This is a genomic window from Paenibacillus azoreducens (assembly GCF_021654775.1).
Taxonomy (GTDB): Bacteria; Bacillota; Bacilli; order Paenibacillales; family Paenibacillaceae; genus Paenibacillus_AQ; species Paenibacillus_AQ azoreducens.
The window spans coordinates 418,448-438,658 of record NZ_AP025343.1 but is presented as its reverse complement, the minus strand read 5'-3'; the positions used below and the strand labels follow the sequence as shown (position 1 = coordinate 438,658).

Genomic DNA, 20,211 nt, shown 5'->3' with positions numbered 1-20,211 from the left:
CTTTATCTTTAGCTCGATTTCCCCAAATGGCTTGCAGGGCATTCCACCTGCATTTTATGCTACAACCCAAGTTTAATCAACTACATTGTCAAACATAGTAATATGTGATACATTATATTCGCGAGGTGAATGTGAATGGGCGAGAGCAGCATCAGCAGCGATTTGATCCGCGGCAGCATTGATACGATTATTCTGCGCGTATTATACGAAGGCGACAATTACGGTTATGAAATCATCAAATCCATATCCAAATACAGCGATGGCCAATATGAACTTAAAGAGCCGTCGCTTTACACCAGTTTGAAGAGGCTGGAAGCCCAGGGGAACATTACATCATATTGGGGAGACGAAAGCCAAGGCGGGCGTCGCAAATACTACACCGTTACGCCGCAGGGTCATGAGACATACCGCCGTAACGTGGACGCATGGAAGATGGCAAAAAAAATGATTGATCAGCTGATCGAATCCGGGGAGGGATAAGATTGAATCCATTACAGAAACATGTGGAGGAATTATTTGCCGGATATAAGCCGACCCGCCAGGTACGGGAATTGAAGGACGAAATTTTGAGCAATTTGGAAGCCAAGGTAGCGGATCTTGCGGCAGACGGGATGGAATACAGCCAGGCTGTCGAGCAAGCCAAAGCCGGCATCGCAAGCATTGAGGGCTTGATCGAGGGCCAAGTTTTTTACGACGTTTCAAGGTATCGTGCAGAGCTTGTGCAAACCGCTTTGCTGTATTGTCTGGCCGCATGGATCGTCACCATTCCGATGCGACTCGTCGGCATCGCCGGGCAGCTTAGCCTGCTGCTGCCGGCGATCGCAGTCATTTTGGGTATCATCTATTTTGCGGTTCGCAAGCCCGCTGCCGGCGATAACCGCAGGATCGAACCATTCGACCATGCCGCCGCCGCGCGCAATCGCAAGCTGGCATGGATCCTTTGGAGTATTTTCATGCTGGCCATGACGGCATCCACCACAGCGCTTCATATGGGCAGCAATATCTGGTTTGGCAGACCGCTGCATATTTCCGGTCCCTATCAATTTGGCGTTTTGGCGGCCAGCTACGTCCGGCCATTGGTTTCCATCGTTATACCGCTGCTCTTTAACGCATCGATCCGGCTGAAACTTAAATACGAGGCAGGTGAAAACCATGTCGGCTAAAAATAAAATCATCATGCTTTTGGCGGCGGCAGGCATTCTACTGTTCGCGGCGGTTCAAGGCATTGTGCTGCCAAAGCAGGAGTGGGACCGGCAGGCATACGAAGCCGCGCAGCAAAACCCGCAGACCCATGATCTGCAAAGCATCGCGAAGTATCAAAACAAATACATGGGCAACGCAAGCAACTTATCCAATCTGATGCACAGCCTTCCCTTAAACGAGGTTCGGAGTACGTTCGAGCTGCACCCGGATACGCTGACTGCGGATATCGTTTATCATGCGGATACCGCAGATTTAAACTCCGAAAAGCTTGAACGTTCGTTAATTTACAATGCTACCGCCGCCTTTGCATTGATCGAAAATCTGGAGCAAATCCGCTTCAAATTCGAAGATCGGACATATACGGCCAAGCGCAGCGAACTTGAAAACTGGTATGGCAAAAAGCTTCCTTCCCTAACCGACTCGCCAAAAATTTGGCAGCCTGTCGTGCAGGAGCCGCTCGCCAATCCGGACTATGTGAAAAAAGGAATCTCCAGCCTGTTTACCGTTGTGGAGGTATGATTTTTAAGATCGCAATCCGAATATTATACCATGCATAAACTGGCATCGATTTTCAAATCGGTGTCAGCTTTTTTGGGTTTCCGTCAGGTTTCCCTGACGGTATAAAGGACAGCAATATTTTTTCAAGATCCTCATGTGGAAGGAATGTTTGTCTCCATGTCCGAATTATTTATAATATAGGGGTACCATATTTTTCAAATGAGGGAGCTTATTTATGTACGCAATTATGGCTATTTCCGGCCTGTCTTTCCTGCTGGTGGCGGTACTGATGCCGCTGCTGATCTGGACGCTGCGCAGGCTGAGGCTTACGCAGCCGATTCGCGCCGAGCTTCCGGCGGACCATCAGGCCAAACGCGGCACGCCGCTTATGGCGGGGCTCATCCTGCTTGTTGGGGTAGCGACTTCGCTGCAGTTCCATCCCGTGCCGCTCATGCTGCTGCTTTGCGTTACGTTTCTGTTGTTCAGCTCGATCGGCTTTCTGGATGATTTCAAAAAAGCCTTCTGGCAAAATCCGTCCGGCATCTCAGGCCGCACGAAGCTGGTGCTTCAATTCCTTTTTACGGGAGCCGTTTTGTATGTGCTGCTCCATTCGTTCGGCCTGACAAGCGACATCGCGTTATTTCAAGGGTACACTCTGCACTTGCCGGTATACGTGTATGTGGCGGTCATGCTGCTGTTTATAGTCGGCTCCGCAAATGCCATCAATTTTACGGACGGACTGGATGGGCTGCTGATCAATGTGTCCGTTCCAACGTATTTCTTCTTTTTCATGATTTCGGACAAACCTGAAGTGCAGACATTTTCGCTCGTTATGATCGGCTGTCTGCTCGGACTTTTTCTTTACAACATTTATCCGGCAAGAGCGTTTATGGGGGATACGGGGTCGCTGGCGATCGGAGGTTCCCTTTCCGTATTGGCCGTCATTGAGAAGGTTGAGATTTTGATTCCGATTTTGTTTTTCATCTATTTGGCGGAACAACTGTCGGTCATCTTGCAGGTGTGGTACTATAAACGGACAAAGCTGCGGTTGTTTCGGATGACTCCGATCCATTTCCATTTCAGCCTGAAATACGGATGGAGCGAAAACAAAATCGTCATGATCTTCGGTTTCATTTCATGGATATCCGTGCTCGTCTGCTGGCTGATCTGGAAATATCTCATGCACTAGGGTGCGATTTTTGGCAAAGCAACAATCGGGTTTATACATAAGGATTTTTCAACAACAGGCATACCCGGTTGAAAATGCATATCACAAAAACGGTGAAAAAAGGCGGTTGGGAGATCATCTCTCTGCCGTCTTTTTGTTTGGGTTAATGTCAAAAATTATCTGATTGAGCCACCGTTGGCTTCCGTTTATATAAAACCCAGCCGACTCCCCCCCAAACATGCTCAGCATCATGAAGGCCCGACTAGCTCTAAAAACAAGCCAATCGGGCCTTCAGCTATGCTCTCGTCTTCAAATGATCAGTACTTAGTACGCCCACCAGTTTCCGGACATCATGATCATCGAAAACAGCTTGATGCTGTCTTCATAGTAACCTTCATTGGAACTGCCTGCCGTTTTGGACCACACGGAGTTCAGCCAGCTTTGGTTGGCCGAAGATGTCATGGCGCTGACGCCGAACGGAGCATAAAATGCGCCGCTGTTATAGGAGCCGACGACGCTGCCGTTCAGCTTATAGCCGTCTTTCACGCTGCTTGGGTTGCTGCTTACTTTCCCTTTGATCCAGGTGTTCATTTGGTTCAGCTGATTCAACGCGCGGTTATCCCCTGTTATCAGGTAATCGGTCGTGATCCGCCAAGGCGTGCGGCAGGAATTGTATTCGTAGTTTCCGTCATTGGCGCCTTCCAGGAAATCGGCTGGAGCAGGCTTGTACGCCCCGCCCGACAAGACTACGAAATCCGGAAGCAGACCCGTCGACGAGCTGTAGTTATTGTAAATCGAATTAATGATGGTGTAAGTTTTGTCGATGACGTTGTTCCATCGCGAATCTCCGGTGGCAGCCTGGAAACCCTTCATATGATTCAACATAAAATCCGAAGGACGGGTCGCATCCTTATACTTGCTGTCCGTCGCCCAATCGCCAAGGCGCAGCGTCCATTGAGTCTGGTTCACATCGCTTTGCATAATGGCATTGATCATGTCTTTGGCTGCCTGGAGATAATTGATGCTGCCGCTGCTGCCCCACTGCTTGTCCGCCAGCAGGAGAGAGTATGCGATGTCCATATCTCCATCGGTTGCCGAATCGGCGCCTTCAATGTTCTGGAAGCTGCTGTTTTGTTTCCATGCCATCAAATAAGGATTGTTGTCGCTTGGATGTTCCTTGTAATATTTATAAAGTCCGTCAAAATAGACTTGCGCGTTGCTGTCATACCCGGCCATCAGAACAGTAGCCAGCATGCCGTAACCGTGGGCTTCGGACACCGTATCGCCGTTGGACTGGTATTTCACATAATACTTTCCGGTGCCGGCCGGCTTCAAATAAGCCGATTTCCAGCTATCCCATTTGGATTGTACCGCGCTGTCCATCGTGCTTTGCGAGACATTGTTTGGTTTGATCGTACCGCTCGTATATGTCGTATGCTGCGGAAACGGCTTGTTAGGAGAGGCGAATGCGAAACCTGCCGGAATCAGAAGGAAAGCGAGACAACTCAACATCACAGCTTTGCCGCTAAGCAAAAACTTTCTGTTTTTTCCCATTTTCTTACGCTCCTTTAACGTCAATTTTTTTGGTCATGACATAACCTTTAAGCCGGATTGCGAAATGCAGCATCTCGATGAAAATAATAGCGGTTAAATAAACAAGCTTTGATTTAACACCTCCCTTTAGTTAAAGCGCTTTAATTGAAAGCGCTTGTATTTATTTTAGATCGAGTGCTAAAATTTGTAAATAGATCCAAAAAAGATTGAATCTAAAGTCCTGAATCGACATTTTTCTATGGGAACCTATGGGCAATACGGTAGTAGTCCTGTGGGATCTAAGTGAAGATTAGTGGAGCCAACCGCGATTTCTAACGAAATCTTCAATCGTTATTTAAGCAAAAAAGGGCCTCTGGAAAACCTAATGAGACTAGGAACCGCTCTTGCTTAAAACAGAGATTTCCAAAACATCAGAAAACCGGGGCCAAAAAGCCCCGGTTTTCTGGATCCGATCATGTCGGATCTGTCCCTTATCCCACTGAAATGTTCGCAACTGATGCAAGATGGCCCGTCAACGAATATCAGATTGCCCTAATCCGATATCCCAAGCCATACATGCATTCTCCATTCTCTTTACTGCAGATCAGGTACTGTCTACTCAATTCCAACCGTTTTCGGGTACCTCCCCATCACGTCGTTAACTCTTTTAAGCATTCAACTTTCGAATCAACGAAATCTGGCCGGCATGCAGTCCATTATGGTACAGCACCCTGCCCATCGCCTCGCGCGGTGTGGACATGCCCATTTGCGAAGCAACCGGAGTGTCCCAAGCATCGTCCGGAAGCAGGCGCATCGCCATCGTAAAATGCCTGTCGGATTCCTCAAGAAAATGAAGGAGCCCCTTAAGATTGGCATAATCCGGATGATCTTCCGGGCCGCCGCCGGTTATATACTTAATGCCTTGAGGTTTCTCCGCCTGAAAAAACCATTCCGCAAACATATACTCCACCTCGGCATTGTGACGCAGCATCCAGCCGATGGTAGGCCCTTGCCCCGGAGCCGTAAGAAGAAGTTCCTCCTCACGCAGACCTGCCGCCAACTTCTGAAACCGGTCCCGCACAGCTCTCCACACCGGCAGCATAGTTTCAAAGGACATGAGCCCTCCTCCATTCTTTAGATTCTCTTACAATTTAAGACGAGAATAAATCGAAACGGTTTAAAACGACTGCAAAACTCTAAGGGACACAGCGGCCGCTATAGTAGTCAATTTCGTGCATTATGATTTTTAACGGACACAGATGCAGCTATTTTGTGAAAAAGCCCCTTTTATCGTTGTTTTGGGAACAATTAAGCGCTGTGGTGTCCGTTACATTTATAAAGTGGCTGTTTTGGGCCATTTAGCGGCCGTGGTGTCCGTTAGAGTTCGCGCACCATTTTAACCTACGATGTGTAGCAAATACGGAGGGCTGTCGCTTTTCGTACGTTCATCATAGTTAGAGTTCGCGCATAGCTCTCAGCGAGCGGTGTGGCACTGCATGACGGAAATCCACCGTGTTTTATTTCCCTGTCTTATTCGGCGTATCCAAACACACGATGATTTTGCAAAAATCCAAGAAGCGACTTCCAAGAAACATTTTTCATATTGTTACTGTTCTCGAACACCCGTATTTATTCTTTATAAAATGGATTCAATCAAACAATATATAGATCGAAATAGTTCGTTCGTTATATATTGTTCCCGAGCGTGTCTGGAATCGAATCGAATTTTACGAAACCCTGACCGAAGAATCCTATAACTCTAGTCGTGTAGAAGGTCACTTCCCCTGTCCTTTATCGACAACCACATGCTCAAAACGGTCGCCCGCCAGGTCCACATCAAACGCCTGACCGAAACCGATCACATACCGGCCCGCAGACGGAGTCAGCTCAAACAGCGAAAAATCTAAACCGCGCAGCATATTCATCATTTTTTCGCCGAACTTCCGATTGAACTGTTCAAAAATATTTTCATGTCCCTCGCTTCCGAGATTCTCCGTGGTGCAAGCCCATCGTGCCCGCTCACGCGCAAAAGCATTCGGGGTCTGCGATTCGTCGGCAATCATCATCACGAGAATTTGCTTATTGTTCCCTACATAACGGTAATGGTCGGAAATGCGGCTGATATAGATGTACAGCTTTCCGTCCAGTTTCACGAATGGGGCATAGCCGGCAAAAGGAAATCCGTTTTCATCCAGCGTGCTGATGATCAGCGTATTGCAGCTGTCCGTAAACGCTGTATATCGGCTTTTTGTTGCTTCAATATCGATCGTTTTCATGTCTGGTCCCCTCCTGGTCAAATTCCATCAATAGATTTCCTGGTATGGTTCAAACCGCCCGGGTTTGGCGATGATCATTTGTTCAAAAAGAGGCGGTCTGCGCCCGCCGAAGCGGATGAATGCGTGGATAAGGCGCGTTACGAACATAGGGGTCTGGTTCGATTGGGAGAGGATGCACATCAGCTGCGAAATTTGCTTGTTTGGCATCATGCGCAGTTCCCTGCCCGCCAGGCGCACCGTCCCGCTCTCGCAAGGAATCAGGCGGGACAAGCCTTTCAGCATGCGCATGGCTGTCGATTCGGGGAGCAGCTTGCCAAGGCTCCAGGAAGTAAAGCGGACGTTTTCCGGCTCGACATCGTTCCCCCGTCAACCCGAAAAAACCCAGCTCTTCAGCTAGGTCTCCGGCTTTGTTTATTTACAGATGAGATCCGCCGCTTGCATCGATCAATTGACCGGTCACCCAGCGGCTATCCGATGCGGCAAGAAAAGCGGCAACATCCGCCACATCTTCAGGCTCTCCCCATCTGTTGAAGGTTGAAAGTCCGGCGGCAGAATTGCGTCCAGCGGGATTTTGCAGCGTTCCGGCGTTCATCTCCGTATTGATGATGCCAGGAAGGATCGCGTTCACCGTAATATGGCGGTTTCCAAGCTGCTGGGCCAAAGCAAGCGTAAGCGTGTTGATTGCCCCTTTCGATATGCTATATGCAAACACACTTGGTGAGGCTGCCCGTGTGACAAATGATGAAAGATTGATAATGCGCCCCCCATCCGCCAGACGCGGCAAAGCCTGCTGGATCACGAAAAATGGCGCCTTAACGTTCGTATTCATCACCTCGTCAAAGGACTCTTCCGTTGCCTCTTCAAGCGTTAGAATTTGCCCGATTCCGGCATTATTCACAAGAATGTCAAAACGGTTATTGCCTGTTCGTTTCCGAAGCTCTTCGTCCAATGCCGCATATAAATCGCGAATCCCGTTAAGTGTGCTAAAATCGGCGCCGATCGAAAACGCAGAACCTCCATTTTGCTCAATTTGCCGAACGACTTCTTCGGCTTCATTTTGTCTTCTTCCATAATGCACCGCGACCAATGCGCCGTCCCGCGCCAATCGCAGCGCTATGCCGCGGCCAATCCCCCGGCTTGCACCGGTTACTAAAGCGATTTTACCTGTCAACTTGCTCATCTCTCCATCTCCTTGTCTGCTTGAGTACAGTTTTGTTATATCACGGAGGGTATATCGCAATGTTGCTCTCTCATTCCCTGTCCCCAAATTTACGCCGGGATCATCCTTTAACCGCACCTGCGGCAATACCGTCCACGAAGTACTTTTGCAATAAAATGTATACGAGTATGCTCGGAATCGCGGCCAGAAGCGAGCCGGCGGCAATCCAGCCGATCTGCGCGCTGTTCTCCCCGAAGAAGCTGGACAAGGCGACCGTAATGGTACGCGAGTCAGGCTTTTGCAGAAAAAAGAGCGAGAACTGGTAGTCATTCCAAATCGAGTTCGCATTCATGATCACGATCGTAGCCGTAACGGGCTTGAGAAGCGGCATAATAATGCGGAAAAACATGCCCGTTTTGGTCGCCCCGTCAATCATCGCCGCCTCATCCAGTTCCCGCGGGATCGTGCCGATAAAGCTTGTGTACAGGAAAATGGCCATCGACAGCTGAAAGGTCACATGCAGCAGCACGATTCCGAAGTAGGTATTCATAAAGCCGATATCCACGAAAAACTTATACAAGGGCACCAGAATGGTCAGCGGCGGCACGATCAGCGCACTGACGAAGATGCCGTATACCCACTTGTTCAGCTTCGATTGGTACCGTGCCAGCGGAAAAGCTGCCAGAGAGCCGAAGATCAGAATCAATGCGACGGACAAAACGGTGATGACCCCTGTATTCAAGAAGGCTCGGTCCAGATGGGCATTTTGCCAGGCGCTAATAAAATTGCCCGTAAACCAATAGCCGGGAAATGCCCACTTGGAGCTCATATCCCGCATATCCTTGAAGGATACGGTCAGCAGAATGTAAAACGGAATGATATGCACCAAGGCTACGAAAAGGCCGATAACCGTATAAATAATCGTGCGTTTTCGCTGCTTCATTGCGACAGCTCCTTTCTGCGCAGGAAGTACAGGGATGTGAGGCTGATGACAGTAATAAGCAGGAACATCAGATTGCCGAGCGAGGCCGCAAGCCCTGCATCCTGTCTGGCGAAATACAGCTGGTACATCATCGTCGACAATGACGCCGAGGCGTATCCAGGGCCGCCGTTCGTCAGGGCCGCAATCACGTCAAACAGCTTCAGGCCGCCGATCAGGTTCAGAATGATGCTTGTCGTCAGCGCAGGAGCCAGCAGCGGGAAGGTGATGTTGAAAAAGCGGTTCATAGTCGAAGCACCGTCTATTTCGGCCGCTTCATAATAGTCCTTGGAAATGCCCTGCAGACCCGAGAGGAATATCATCATCGCGACCCCCAGGAACTGATAGGTGTTGACGACCATAATAATCCAGACATTCACCTTGGGATCTCCCAGCAGATTGACAGGATGACCCGCAAAAGCCGTAATGATGTCATTAATGGCGCCGCCATTATATTGAAGCAGGAAATACCAGATATAACCCATGATGATTGGGCTGACGATGGCCGGAATGTACACGATAACCCGGACGAACGTTCTGCCCTTTCCGTGTTTGTTCAGCAGCAGGGCATACAGAAGCCCGATGATATTTTGAAAAAGCGTACTGCCGAGGCCGTAGATAAGCGTATTGATAATGACGGTGTGGACGCGGCTGTCGGACAGCATTCTTTTGTAATTGTCGATGCCGATATAATGAAACATCTGGGAGTAGCCGTCCCAATCAGTAAAGGAGATCAGCAGCCCCCGGAAAAAAGGATAATAGATAAAAACCGCGAACAGCAGCAATGCAGGCAGGTACATCCAGTTCAGCATCACCGGCGATTTGGCCAGGCGCCTCATTCGGGTCGTTTTGCGCGGCCCTGCCTTGGTGACAACAATGTTTGGTCTCATCTCGCCCTCACTCCTCGCTAAATAACCCCACAAAGTGACGCGTAACCTTCGATGCCTATTCCGATTACTTTGCGGGGACCCCGGAAATTCAACCCCACAAAGTGACGCGTAACCTTCGAAGCCTACTCCGATTACTTTGCGGGGACCCTGGAAATTCATACTTTTTGATATGTCAAGGCGGCAAACAGCGGGGGCATGACCTCATGCCCCGCCGCCCCTGAAGTTTATTTTTTGGACAAACGCTCGACTTCGGTCTTCATTGATTCGCTGAACTGCTCCGGCGTCATGCGGCCAGCCAGAAGCTCGGTGCCGTTTTTACAGAGTACATCCCACATGCCGTTCGGCAGATACACGCGGTCAAAGTAAGGGAACACGCGGACCTGGGCATATTTTTCATAATAAGGCGTCAATTCATGATTGGTTTTGATATCCTTCAGTCCCGGAGGATTCTTGGATACGTTCGAGAGCTTCGCCATATTTTCAGGCTTTGCAAAATATTGGAGAAGCTTCTTCGCTTCATCTAGATGCTTCGAGTCCTTCCATACTGCGAGCGTGTTGCGCTCCCCGCCAGCAAAGGTCGGTTCGTCGCCCGCCACCATCGATGGTAACGGCATAAGGCCAATTTTCATATTCGGAGCGATTTCATGCACGGAATCCATAAATGCCGGACCGACTAAAGCAAATGTGACCTTTTCTGCGGCAAAAGCAGCTGGAAGGTCGCTGCGCTTGGCGGTCAGCACGTCTTCATTGATCAGTCCCTTTTCCTTGAGGGTGAGGAGACTTTGAGCTAGCGGCGTGATATGGGACCAATCGAAAGTTCCCTTCAGCAGCGCGTCTGCTTCATTATTCTTCGCCGTAATCAGGAGCGGATTGGCGAATTGGTCCAGATACTGGCCGATCGTACTGTCATCAATACCGGACAGGTAGAACGGAATGGTTTTACCTCCGCTTTCCTTCTTGATCTTCTCCCCTGCGGCCACCAGCTCATCAAATGTGCGCGGCACCTCAATGCCGTACTTCTCCAGCATATCCACGTTATACAACATGCCGTCCTTCGCTTCGGTCAGTACGAGCGCATAGACCTTGCCCTTCTCGTCAGTCACGACATTACGGATCGTATCGGTCAGTTGGGAAGCCCAAGGCTCGTCACGCAGATCAGCGAGGTATTCTCCATAACGAATCTTCGCCCAGCCGTGGGTATCGAAAATATCAGGCAGGTCGTTCGCAGCCATTTTAACCTTCATCGTATTCTCATAGCCGTTACTGTCAAACTGCAGATTGACGCTGATATCGGGATTTTCCTTCGTGAACCCATCCACGATTTCGCGGTAGGCCTTGGTCAGCGATTCATCCGAAATGTTTATCATCATCGACAGCGTTGTTTTGGCCTTCCCCGAGCCAATTTTGCCGGAGCCCGTTTCGGCGTTGTCGCCGCCGCTTGCGCTGCTGCTTCCGCCATCGGGACGCGACGAGCAGCCGCTGAATATCACCAGAAGCATGGCCAATGTCATGAACCAAAATGCGCTTTTTTTCATATACCCACCTCTTCGTCTTTTTAATGATTCGTCGATTTGTTGTGCAGATTCAGCTTATCACACGTAAAAACGCTTACATATGACTCATTCCTACGATGAAAGCGCTGTTTTCTATCTATTGCCTAAGCCTTGTCCTTCAAGTAAAATGAGAACCGTTACCTCTTCAAAGGTCAAGCAAACGGAGGTCGTTCTCGCTTGAAAAACAGAGCTTTGTCCATCCGCGCCAAGCTGATGATACTCTTTTCATTAACGATTCTGTTCCCCGTTCTGATTATCGCCTATGTGCTGCCCGCATATTATACGAAGCTGATTACCACAGAGACCGAAAAGCTGACCGAATCCACGCTCGTCGGCTTAACCAGCAATATCCAGTACTATCTGGATGAGCTCGAGCGCGTGACCACGATCCCTTACAATTACAATGAAGTGATGTATGCCCTGAAAATCCGCTCCGCAGGCATTTATAAACAATCCGATAGCTATACCAAGTATAAGGCCGATTATGCGCTCTATAACACGCTGCCGGGTGTGCTCGAAAACATGCACAAAGAAATTTTGGGCACGCTGCTGCTGCCGCTCGATGGCTCGATTTTTTATAAAGACAGCCGTTCCACGCTATATAAAGCCCGCACCGATTATCCTTACCAAGAGCAGGATTGGTACCAAGAGGCGGTCAAGGCCAATGGCAAAGCCACCTTCGTCGGGGTCCATCCGCAGGACTATCTCGATATTGACCCGGTGCAGAGCGTGTTCTCGGTTGCGCGCCTCATCCGCGATATGGATTCCCGGAAGCCGATTGCCGTGATCTTGTCGGATGCCGACACGGTCGTGATCGACCGGATCGTCCGCCAGCTGATCAGCAATGACTCCGTGGTCGTGATTACGGATATCAACGGGCAGCTCGTCTATACCAGCAGCGACGTTCCCTCCGAAACGCTGAAGGAGCTGTCTGCGTCATCAAGCGCTGTAAACTATCGCGGGGAGCCTTATGTTCAGGTGTCCAAAACGGTGCCCTCCAGCTCCTGGAAAGTGACCTCCCTCATCCCGCAAAGCCGCTTTACCGATAAGGTACGGTGGATGCATACGACGGGGCTGATTTTTGCTTCGGGCGGCTTGATTCTGACCCTGTTCCTGTTCCTGGCTTACTCGCGCAAGCTTTTGACTCCATTCCGCGAGATGATTCAGGTTATGCGCCATGTCCAGCGGGGGGATATGACGAAACGGGTGGCGATTCACGGCAAGGATGAAGTTGCGGAGCTCGGCAGCGCGTTGAACCGGATGATCCGGAGGCTGGATGATATGGTGATCAATGAATACCGCGCCAAGCTGAAACAGCAGGATGCGGAAATGCAGGCGCTGCAATCGCAAATCAAACCTCATTTTCTGTACAATACGCTGAGCGGCTTTATCGGGCTGAACCGCAGGCGCGACCATGACACGCTGGACCGGGCGATCCGTTCTTTAAGCGGGCTCCTTCGTTATATATTGTCATCGGATACCTGTATTACTCTCGCGGAAGAATTCGAGATCATCCGCAAGTATGCGGACCTGCAGTCGATGCGGTTCCAAGACCGCCTTTCCTTTCATTTTGAGCTGGACAATGCTTTGGAAGGCTTGCGAATACCCAAGCTTCTGCTGCAGCCGCTGGTCGAAAACTCGGTCGTTCACGGTTTTGAACCCTGTGAGCATCCGTGCCTGATCGAGGTCGTTGCTTCCGTGCAGAGATTGGATGGATCCCTTCGGGCCGTCATCGTTGTCAAGGATAACGGCGTCGGATTTGAACCGACGGCTATAAAAAACAGCGATCGCGTAGGCATGCGCAATGTGGATGAACGGCTGGCCCTCTTTTGCAAAGGAATATCCGATTTCAATATCCAAAGCGCTCCGGGTAAGGGAACCGCAATTACGATCACTATTGACTTGCATGAGGAGGGACTGCCCAATGAACATCATTGTGGCTGACGACGAAATGCTGGCAAGGGAAACGCTCATCGGCATTCTGGAAGATGCCGGACCGGAGCATGAAATCCGGGAAGCCCGCAGCGGACAGGAACTGATCGATTTGGTCAGGCAGAAACAGCCGGATATCGCATTTGTCGATATTCGGATGCCGGGTAAAAGCGGGCTGGAAGCCATCAAGGAGTGCTTGCTTTTTGCACCCTCAACCCAGTGGGTGATGCTTACTGGTTACGCGGAGTTTGAATATGCCCGGAAAGCCCTGCAGCTTGGCGCTGTCGATTATCTGCTCAAACCGGTTGATCCGGAGCTGGTGGAGAAAACGATCAGGGAAGCGAAGGAAAAAACAGGCCAGGACTGCCTCTCCCTTTGCCGGGAATTCGAAGCACGGATGGTGCCCGTTTTCCATAACCAGCATTCGGCGGAACCGCTCAGATCCAGCCCTGCCGAAGCGGATGAAAGCTGGCTGGCCGTCATCATTTATGAAGACAAACCGGTGGCGGTTTCGGACGCAGAAGCTTCTATTCCCCGGCTTCTGCGTGGCATGATCCGGGAATACTGCTCAAGGGAGCTGCTGCTTGCGCTGGTAACATCGGGGGAAGAGCATATTCTTATCGGCAAAGCTGCTTGCAGGCAGGAAAGGCGCCATCTTCTCCGACTGTCCGAGCAAATCGCGGAGCTTACGCGGCAGGCCCCGGCTAGCATTAGCATGTTAACACGGCTGAAGACCAAAATGCATTTTTCGCTGCAATCCTTGCGGGATGAAGTCACCCGGTTGAGAGGATTATCCTATCTGCGCAGCGTCGCCGGAGGTTCCGCACCCTTAAGTCTGCCGGAATTGGAGGCAATCGCAGCTAATCAGGCATACGCCAAAACGGCCAAAATCGCCGCCAATGTGGCCCGGGCCTGCCAGGACGGCGATTATGTCCAATTAGTCAGCGGCTGCGAGAAGCTTCAAGGCCAGTTGGCAAACATGCCTTCCAGCCTTGCAGTCATGAAGGACCGGCTTGTTTCATATCTCCGATGCATGATGCACCCCCTACCGGCACAGGATTGGGAGCTGCATGATCCAAAATGGCTGGAACGGCTGCCGGAAACTGCAGGCGCTTGGATTTTGAGAAAAAGAGCCGCCGAAACGCCGGAGAAAGAAGATTGGCTGGATGCGGTCGTCCGCTACCTGGAGGCGAACTTCTGCGGCGACATTACCGTCGCCGGGGTGGCGGAACGGTTCCAAGTATCCCCCAACCATCTAAGCGCTTTTTTTCATAAAAAGATGGGCGTCACCTTCAGCCAATATGTCACCCGTCTGCGGATGCTGCGGGCGAAGGAGCTGCTGGCCATGCCCGGTGCAAAGGTCAATGAAGCTGCCGAGCAGGTCGGATATTACAGCACGCGCCACTTCACCAATCTGTTCAAGGAATATGCAGGCTGTTATCCGTCGGAATATATAAAAAAGCATAAACTGTAACTACCATGGGAGCCGCTTTCCCAGTATCTTACGTTAGCTCATGCAGGCACAGGGCCTCGAACATGAACAGCCCACCATACCCGTGGTGCCGCAAAAACAGCAAAAGCTCATACAATTGAAAATCCCCCGCCTTCTTCTAAATGCGAAGGCAGGGGATTTAGGATGTCAGACCGCATAGAGCTATAATGCAGCTGCAGAGAAGTCAATTTCATAATGGATTTAATTCGAGGGTTCGAACCTTGATATTGAATCAAACAGCAATAATTGACTTGAAGATAACGGAATAGTTCCGAAGAAGCTTAGCGATCGCCGGAATAATCCGTAACCGCAGCGGATGCAAAGCAAAAGCGCCTTTATTTAAATTCAGGCAGCCAACCGCCGTGAGCCTCGATCAAATCGTCGCACAGCGCCACGATGTCGTCCAAGGACAGCTCCGCGGCCGTATGCGGATCGAGCATCGCTGCATGATATATATGCTCCTTTTTGCCGGTTACGGCCGCTTCGATAGTCAGCAGCTGCGTGTTGATGTTCGTCCGGTTGAGCGCAGCCAGCTGCGGCGGCAGATCGCCTACATAAGTCGGGGAAATGCCGGAACGGTCCACAAGGCAAGGCACTTCGACGCAGGCTTCCTTCGGCAGGTTGGTGATCAGGCCGGTATTCATCACGTTGCCGCCGATTTTGTACGGTACATTCGTTTCGATGGCTTCCATGATGTAAGACGCATATTCTTTGGAACGCTGATGTTCGATGTTTTCGCTGGCAAAAATCTTCTCGCGCATTTCCTTCCAGCCGTTGATTTGGTTAATGCAGCGGCGCGGATACTCGTCCAGCGGAATATTGTATTTTTCGATCAAATCAGGATAGTTTTTCTTGATGAAATACGGATGATATTCGGCGTTGTGCTCGGAGGACTCCGTCACATAATATCCGAAGCGCAGCATCAACTCGAAGCGAACCATGTCATGATGTTTTTCTTTTTGCTTTTCGGCGGCGCGGCGTTTGATTTCCGGATACAAGTCAACTCCATCCTTCTTCACTTCCAGCAGCCACGCCATATGGTTGATGCCGGCGATTTTGGATTCGACTCCGGTCGGGTCCATCCCCAGCGATTCGAACAAATGAGGCACGCAGACCTGCACGCTGTGGCAAAGGCCGACAGTGTTGATGCCCCCTACCGTATTCATCACATTGGTGAGCACCGCCATCGGGTTGGTGTAGTTAAGGAACAAAGCATCCGGGCACACTTCCTGCATGTCTTTGGCAAAATCGAGCATCACGGGAATCGTGCGCAGATTCCGGAAAATGCCGCCGATTCCGAGCGTGTCGGCAATCGTTTGGCGCAAACCGTATTTCTTCGGAATTTCAAAGTCTGTAATGGTACATGGATCATACCCTCCGACCTGAATGGCATTGATAACATATTTGGCGCCACTAAGCGCCTCTTTGCGGTCGCTGTAGGCTTTGATGGAACAAGTGCTGCCAAGCGTATTTTTGATGCTGTTCAAGAGCCGCTCGGAATCCTGCAGACGCTCTGCGTCAATATCGAATAAGGCGAGCTCAAAACCCTGCAAAGCAGGCGTGGTCATCACGTCGCCGAGCACATTTTTGACAAATACCGTGCTTCCCGCACCGATAAACGTTATTTTGGACATTGAAGAATACCTCCCCTTCGGATTGGCTTGAACTTGATCTAAATATACCCTTTAGGACCAACGCAGGAACATGGAGGAAATCCAGCATTACATGTCATAATCCAAGTTGTGGATTCGTTTACATAACATAAATATGTGATTTTACCTGTTATAATATGATTAAAACTTACGGATATTGAAGGGGGCTTTGCGGCCATGGCGCGTTTCAACGAAAACCACGTCACGCCTGCGGTGCAGGGACAGATGGATCTGAATTTGCTGTTTTTCGGCATGGAGGAATGTATACCAGGCCATACATGGGGTCCGGGACTGCGCGACTCGTATGTCCTGCACTACATTCTTAGCGGACGAGGCGTGTTTCGAACAAGCGAGACGGTGTATGAGCTTCGGGCCGGACAAGGTTTTGTCCTTGTCCCGGATACGCTTGTCCATTACAGCGCCGATCTGGAAGACCCATGGACGTATGCGTGGATCGCCTTTAAAGGACTAAGCGCCAAGTCACTGCTGCAGCGGGCACAAATCAGCAGCGATGATCCGATCTATACGGCATATGGCGAAAACCGGTTCGCATGCTTTTATGAGGATCTGAAGTCAGCGGGGGAAGACCGCGCCAGCGACGTGCTTAGCCAGAGCATTCTGTACCGTATTCTTGCCGATCTGATCCGCTGTTCTCCGGAGAAAAGCGACAGCCACAAGCCCCAGCACTCCCGGGAGGCCTACATCCGCAAAGCTATCGAATATATTGAAGGCAGCTACAGCCAAAAGATGACAGTGCTGGACATCGCCCGGTCAGTCGGTTTGGACCGCACTTACCTGTCCAGCCTGTTCAAGGATCAATTCGGGATATCGCTGCAAACCTTTTTGCTCGAATACCGGATGAGCCGGGCGGCCGAGCTGCTGGGAAATCCGGAGCTTACAGTCAGCGATGTTTCGCGTTCCGTTGGATATAACGATCCGTTTCTGTTTTCGAAAATGTTCAAAAAGGCGGTCGGCTCCTCGCCGCGGCAATACCGGGAGAGCATGATTGCTTCCAAGATCATACGGTAGCCGGAAGGAAGAGGAATCTTGGGCTTTTGCTTGTTTAGGAAGTCTGCCGCCTATATATAAAAAAAACGTCTATCGACGTACTTTCACAGAAGACAGACCGCTATTAGCGGATGTTTTTCTTGCGATTATAGAATGACTTAAGCTCTGCTTAAAACTTATACATTCTATAATCTTCAAAAAAGAGCCTTACCGGCCCGAGTTGGATTTTACTAATTTGGTTATAATTCCAGGACGTTTGATATGGTGGGGAAGGTTGTAGCTGTGGTTTGCGGCTGCATAACCCGAAAGCTTCACTTTCCCCGGTTTCAGTTTGTTTCTGTCCTGAATGCTTTTGATTTGCGGTTTATTGTTGTTCTCCAATTTATTGATGTACCGGAGCCGCCCGTTTTCCAGGATCTCCTCGGCCTGCTTTGTGTACAACGCTATCTCCAGCCTCGTTCTGGCATTTCTGATCTTTTGCTTCAACCTGTTATATTCATTGATTTCATCATTTGTTAACGTGATCTTACCAAGGGTCATTTACTTCTCTCCTTTACTGTCTGAAATGGCGAGTTCAAATGTCACCTCCTCGGGACCATCCATCCCTTGCGCGCTGGACGCAATAATGGTCGGCAGTTTATCCTGGGAAGAAACCTTTTCTTCCGCAGTCAGCTTCGCTTGCTTGGCAATAAAACTTCCGCCTCCGAACCCTGCGATAATGGCCAGATAGATGTATTTCGGAAACTCCAATCCGAGGGGAAGCGCTCCAATGAGCCCGGCGCCGGCACCAAGGATAATGTCTGAAAGAAATCCGATGTGATAATTTCTCCTTTTGGTTCCGTCGCTGAGTTCAAGTTCAATTCTTTTCGGCAATATAAGGGCACCGTCATGTATATACAAGCTCGACAAAAGACCGCCAAATGAACCTGACGATATGATCACTACAAAATCAGTCCAATGCATGATTGGATTCCCCCATATACCTTCTAATATGTAGTTTAAAATGAATTGGTGATTTCAGGAAGTAAAAAAAGTTACTGACATATTCAGAAGGTTCTTAGTGTTGCTATTGTATGCTCGCTTTTGCGCCAACTTGCAAATATTTTAGTCATTAGCCAATTTTTGGTATAAATGTCCTATTAAAAAACCCCCTCAGATCCTGAAGAGAGCACTCCGCCAAAATTACCCCACAAAGTGACGTGTAGCCTTTGAAGCTTATTCCGATTACTTTGCGGGGACCCCATGTCAAAATAACCCCACAAAGTGGAGCCTATGCTTCGATGCTTATTCCAAATACTTTGCGGGGACCCCCAAAAAAACTTATAAATTCTATACTGTCAAAAAAAGAACGACTGCCTTAGCAGCCGCTCTTATCGAAACATCACGTATTGATTTTACCAGCCAAAATCCAGCGTATTTCCGGTTTCCGCCACGGTTTTGATATTGCTCAAAATCATCCACCAAGAACTTTCTGCATTTTGGAAGGAAGGATGATTTTCCGTCCATTCATCATTCACGAGCGTTAATTTGGTGCATTTGCCTACCGTATCCAGCGTAAATGTAACCCGAGATGTGTGTTCCTGATGATTGGCACGATAGGAAGGTCCCGGATGCTCAAGGTAGCTGAGCACCTTCCGTGGTTCATATGTCAAAATGTCGCCGTACACATGCACCGTTTCATCGCCGGCATTACCCGGCCCCACATAGGCAAACGGCTCACCAGCCTTAAAGCTGGATTGAAGCACGCAGTTAAAAAAGGTTTTCTTCGTACCTTCCGGCGTAACCAGCAGGTCCCATACTCTGTTTGGCTCCGCCCCGATATAAAATTCATATTTCAGCTTCTTGTTTTCCAATTTTGCACGCTCCTTTTCTGTCGCTTCATTTGGTATCGGCTTGTCTTCTGTGCTTATGGTTTTGTGCTAAACTAATCCTATCTCGAAAGACATTTTTTTGTATTGTAAAAACACGACAAGAACGTCTGTTCCGAAAAAAAAAGGAGAAAGGAGCCGTGACTCTCTCATGCATGCCAAATTGCCGAGTATGGGTGTTCTGAATCTTGCGGGCGGTGAGGGAAAATTCAATCTAACTCGTCATGCCGCATCGGATGCGTTAAGTTTTTTTATCAAACATTATTGGATTGTCAGTTGGAATTGTACGGACGAAGTCCCTTATTTCCAGCATGTCGTGCCCAACCCTTGCGTCAATCTGGTCGTGGAACCGGAAAAAACACTCTTTTTCGGCCCGTCCCCTCGGAAATTCTCCTATCCGATCCATGGAAAAGGGATGGTTTTCGGCGTAAAATTCAAACCTGGCGGCTTTTATCCATTCCTGAAGCAGCCCGTTTCCACCCTGGTGGATCATCCGCTTGAAGTACAGAACATTTTGGATGTGGACGGCCCGGAACTTGAGAAAAGGATACTGCCCCTCTCAGCCGAGCAGGACATGGTCGCGGCGATGGATGAGCTGCTGCTGTCGAAGCTGCCGCCGCAGGATGAGCAGATCGTATTCGTAAACCGGATCATTGACCATATCGCAAGCGAACATGACATTTCGAAGGTGGAGCAGGTTTGCGCTCATTTTGGGATCCACATCCGCAAGCTTCAGCGTTTGTTTGATCAATACGTCGGCATTAATCCGAAATGGGTGATCCGGCTGTACCGTCTGCAAAACGCGGCGGAAACGATGGAGCAGCGCCTGCCCGTAGATCTCTCTCGTCTGTCGATGGAATTAGGCTATCATGACCAGCCGCATTTTATTAAAGATTTCAAAGCCGTTGTAGGCTGTACCCCCGATGAATACCGGCGGATGGTACTGGGAGGCTAAGATACCGCTTTGTCCCGAGGAAGCCTTGGTTGATGGTTTGAAATT

General features: G+C 49.8%; 20 protein-coding genes. 8 read left to right on the top strand and 12 right to left on the bottom strand.

What is annotated here, in order from left to right; genetic code table 11:
* Positions 1–135 precede the first annotated feature (135 nt).
* The 4 genes from L6442_RS01950 to mraY all read left to right on the top strand — a co-directional run bounded on the left by L6442_RS01950 (position 136) and on the right by mraY (position 2,890).
* Complete coding sequence (locus L6442_RS01950; RefSeq protein WP_194231860.1) at positions 136–480, top strand: PadR family transcriptional regulator; 345 nt, start codon at positions 136–138, stop codon at positions 478–480.
* 2 nt (positions 481–482) lie between these two features.
* Complete coding sequence (locus L6442_RS01945; protein WP_212978399.1) at positions 483–1,163, top strand: permease prefix domain 1-containing protein; 681 nt, start codon at positions 483–485, stop codon at positions 1,161–1,163.
* Entirely contained in the window at positions 1,153–1,722 is a 570-nt protein-coding gene (locus tag L6442_RS01940) for a DUF4825 domain-containing protein (RefSeq protein WP_212978400.1), read from the top strand. The genes L6442_RS01945 and L6442_RS01940 overlap by 11 nt, the downstream gene beginning before the upstream one ends.
* A gap of 214 nt (positions 1,723–1,936) precedes the next feature.
* The gene (gene mraY / locus L6442_RS01935; RefSeq protein ID WP_212978401.1) at positions 1,937–2,890 is read left to right on the top strand and encodes a phospho-N-acetylmuramoyl-pentapeptide-transferase; all 954 of its coding nucleotides are present in this window, start codon (positions 1,937–1,939) and stop codon (positions 2,888–2,890) included.
* Positions 2,891–3,193: 303 nt separating this feature from the next.
* Here mraY and L6442_RS01930 read toward each other — a convergent pair whose 3' ends face one another.
* The 8 genes from L6442_RS01930 to L6442_RS01895 all read right to left on the bottom strand — a co-directional run bounded on the left by L6442_RS01930 (position 3,194) and on the right by L6442_RS01895 (position 11,241).
* Entirely contained in the window at positions 3,194–4,423 is a 1,230-nt protein-coding gene (locus tag L6442_RS01930) for a family 8 glycosyl hydrolase (protein ID WP_212978402.1), read from the bottom strand.
* Positions 4,424–5,069: 646 nt separating this feature from the next.
* Positions 5,070–5,519 carry a DinB family protein gene (locus L6442_RS01925; protein WP_212978403.1) on the bottom strand — a complete coding sequence of 150 codons (450 nt, stop codon included), beginning with the start codon at positions 5,517–5,519 and terminating at the stop codon, positions 5,070–5,072.
* Positions 5,520–6,177: 658 nt separating this feature from the next.
* Positions 6,178–6,678: a HugZ family pyridoxamine 5'-phosphate oxidase gene (locus L6442_RS01920; RefSeq protein ID WP_212978404.1), complete on the bottom strand. Its 501-nt coding sequence runs from the start codon at positions 6,676–6,678 to the stop codon at positions 6,178–6,180.
* Positions 6,679–6,705: 27 nt separating this feature from the next.
* Positions 6,706–6,966 carry a hypothetical protein gene (locus L6442_RS01915; RefSeq protein ID WP_212978405.1) on the bottom strand — a complete coding sequence of 87 codons (261 nt, stop codon included), beginning with the start codon at positions 6,964–6,966 and terminating at the stop codon, positions 6,706–6,708.
* 127 nt (positions 6,967–7,093) lie between these two features.
* On the bottom strand, positions 7,094–7,858 hold the full coding sequence (locus L6442_RS01910; protein ID WP_212978406.1) for an SDR family oxidoreductase: 765 nt from the start codon (positions 7,856–7,858) through the stop codon (positions 7,094–7,096).
* 100 nt (positions 7,859–7,958) lie between these two features.
* Positions 7,959–8,780: a carbohydrate ABC transporter permease gene (locus tag L6442_RS01905; RefSeq protein ID WP_212978407.1), complete on the bottom strand. Its 822-nt coding sequence runs from the start codon at positions 8,778–8,780 to the stop codon at positions 7,959–7,961.
* Positions 8,777–9,706 carry a carbohydrate ABC transporter permease gene (locus L6442_RS01900; protein ID WP_212978408.1) on the bottom strand — a complete coding sequence of 310 codons (930 nt, stop codon included), beginning with the start codon at positions 9,704–9,706 and terminating at the stop codon, positions 8,777–8,779. The genes L6442_RS01905 and L6442_RS01900 overlap by 4 nt, the downstream gene beginning before the upstream one ends.
* 224 nt (positions 9,707–9,930) lie before the next feature.
* Positions 9,931–11,241, bottom strand: a complete 1,311-nt coding sequence (locus tag L6442_RS01895) for an ABC transporter substrate-binding protein (protein WP_212978409.1) — start codon at positions 11,239–11,241, stop codon at positions 9,931–9,933.
* 195 nt (positions 11,242–11,436) lie between these two features.
* Between L6442_RS01895 and L6442_RS01890 the strand changes: the two genes are divergently transcribed.
* Both L6442_RS01890 and L6442_RS01885 read left to right on the top strand, forming a co-directional pair.
* A complete protein-coding gene (locus L6442_RS01890; RefSeq protein WP_212978410.1) occupies positions 11,437–13,203 on the top strand; it encodes a cache domain-containing sensor histidine kinase in 1,767 nt (588 codons plus the stop codon).
* A complete protein-coding gene (locus L6442_RS01885) occupies positions 13,184–14,665 on the top strand; it encodes a response regulator transcription factor (RefSeq protein ID WP_212978411.1) in 1,482 nt (493 codons plus the stop codon). Before L6442_RS01890 ends, L6442_RS01885 begins: the two co-directional genes overlap by 20 nt.
* 353 nt (positions 14,666–15,018) lie before the next feature.
* Here the strand turns inward: L6442_RS01885 and melA are convergent, their stop codons facing one another.
* Positions 15,019–16,317, bottom strand: coding sequence for an alpha-glucosidase/alpha-galactosidase (gene melA / locus L6442_RS01880; RefSeq protein WP_194231877.1), 1,299 nt, complete (start codon positions 16,315–16,317; stop codon positions 15,019–15,021).
* A gap of 195 nt (positions 16,318–16,512) precedes the next feature.
* On the opposite strand from melA, the gene L6442_RS01875 reads away from it, so the two are divergent.
* A complete protein-coding gene (locus tag L6442_RS01875) occupies positions 16,513–17,364 on the top strand; it encodes an AraC family transcriptional regulator (protein WP_212978412.1) in 852 nt (283 codons plus the stop codon).
* A 186-nt stretch (positions 17,365–17,550) separates the two neighbouring features.
* On the opposite strand, the gene L6442_RS01870 is transcribed toward L6442_RS01875, so the two are convergent.
* The 3 genes from L6442_RS01870 to L6442_RS01860 all read right to left on the bottom strand — a co-directional run bounded on the left by L6442_RS01870 (position 17,551) and on the right by L6442_RS01860 (position 19,196).
* Positions 17,551–17,883 (bottom strand): hypothetical protein, encoded by a 333-nt coding sequence (locus L6442_RS01870; protein ID WP_212978413.1) that lies wholly within the window; start codon positions 17,881–17,883, stop codon positions 17,551–17,553.
* Positions 17,884–18,306, bottom strand: coding sequence for a hypothetical protein (locus L6442_RS01865; protein ID WP_212978414.1), 423 nt, complete (start codon positions 18,304–18,306; stop codon positions 17,884–17,886).
* A 431-nt stretch (positions 18,307–18,737) separates the two neighbouring features.
* Positions 18,738–19,196 carry an SRPBCC domain-containing protein gene (locus L6442_RS01860; protein ID WP_212978415.1) on the bottom strand — a complete coding sequence of 153 codons (459 nt, stop codon included), beginning with the start codon at positions 19,194–19,196 and terminating at the stop codon, positions 18,738–18,740.
* Between the two features lie 166 nt (positions 19,197–19,362).
* Between L6442_RS01860 and L6442_RS01855 the strand changes: the two genes are divergently transcribed.
* Positions 19,363–20,166: an AraC family transcriptional regulator gene (locus L6442_RS01855; protein WP_212978416.1), complete on the top strand. Its 804-nt coding sequence runs from the start codon at positions 19,363–19,365 to the stop codon at positions 20,164–20,166.
* Positions 20,167–20,211 lie beyond the last annotated feature (45 nt).

What these genes read in the sequence shown, in the direction of transcription:
- L6442_RS01915 (WP_212978405.1), bottom strand. Translation starts at nt 6,966, where the DNA reads ATGCGCATGCTGAAAGGCTTGTCCCGCCTGATTCCTTGCGAGAGCGGG.
- L6442_RS01865 (WP_212978414.1), bottom strand. Translation starts at nt 18,306, where the DNA reads ATGCATTGGACTGATTTTGTAGTGATCATATCGTCAGGTTCATTTGGC.
- L6442_RS01895 (WP_212978409.1), bottom strand. Translation starts at nt 11,241, where the DNA reads ATGAAAAAAAGCGCATTTTGGTTCATGACATTGGCCATGCTTCTGGTG.
- melA (WP_194231877.1), bottom strand. Translation starts at nt 16,317, where the DNA reads ATGTCCAAAATAACGTTTATCGGTGCGGGAAGCACGGTATTTGTCAAA.
- L6442_RS01920 (WP_212978404.1), bottom strand. Translation starts at nt 6,678, where the DNA reads ATGAAAACGATCGATATTGAAGCAACAAAAAGCCGATATACAGCGTTT.
- L6442_RS01885 (WP_212978411.1), top strand. Translation starts at nt 13,184, where the DNA reads ATGAACATCATTGTGGCTGACGACGAAATGCTGGCAAGGGAAACGCTC.
- L6442_RS01930 (WP_212978402.1), bottom strand. Translation starts at nt 4,423, where the DNA reads ATGGGAAAAAACAGAAAGTTTTTGCTTAGCGGCAAAGCTGTGATGTTG.
- L6442_RS01875 (WP_212978412.1), top strand. Translation starts at nt 16,513, where the DNA reads ATGGCGCGTTTCAACGAAAACCACGTCACGCCTGCGGTGCAGGGACAG.
- L6442_RS01855 (WP_212978416.1), top strand. Translation starts at nt 19,363, where the DNA reads ATGCATGCCAAATTGCCGAGTATGGGTGTTCTGAATCTTGCGGGCGGT.
- L6442_RS01910 (WP_212978406.1), bottom strand. Translation starts at nt 7,858, where the DNA reads ATGAGCAAGTTGACAGGTAAAATCGCTTTAGTAACCGGTGCAAGCCGG.
- mraY (WP_212978401.1), top strand. Translation starts at nt 1,937, where the DNA reads ATGTACGCAATTATGGCTATTTCCGGCCTGTCTTTCCTGCTGGTGGCG.
- L6442_RS01940 (WP_212978400.1), top strand. Translation starts at nt 1,153, where the DNA reads ATGTCGGCTAAAAATAAAATCATCATGCTTTTGGCGGCGGCAGGCATT.
- L6442_RS01870 (WP_212978413.1), bottom strand. Translation starts at nt 17,883, where the DNA reads ATGACCCTTGGTAAGATCACGTTAACAAATGATGAAATCAATGAATAT.
- L6442_RS01925 (WP_212978403.1), bottom strand. Translation starts at nt 5,519, where the DNA reads ATGTCCTTTGAAACTATGCTGCCGGTGTGGAGAGCTGTGCGGGACCGG.
- L6442_RS01950 (WP_194231860.1), top strand. Translation starts at nt 136, where the DNA reads ATGGGCGAGAGCAGCATCAGCAGCGATTTGATCCGCGGCAGCATTGAT.
- L6442_RS01900 (WP_212978408.1), bottom strand. Translation starts at nt 9,706, where the DNA reads ATGAGACCAAACATTGTTGTCACCAAGGCAGGGCCGCGCAAAACGACC.
- L6442_RS01905 (WP_212978407.1), bottom strand. Translation starts at nt 8,780, where the DNA reads ATGAAGCAGCGAAAACGCACGATTATTTATACGGTTATCGGCCTTTTC.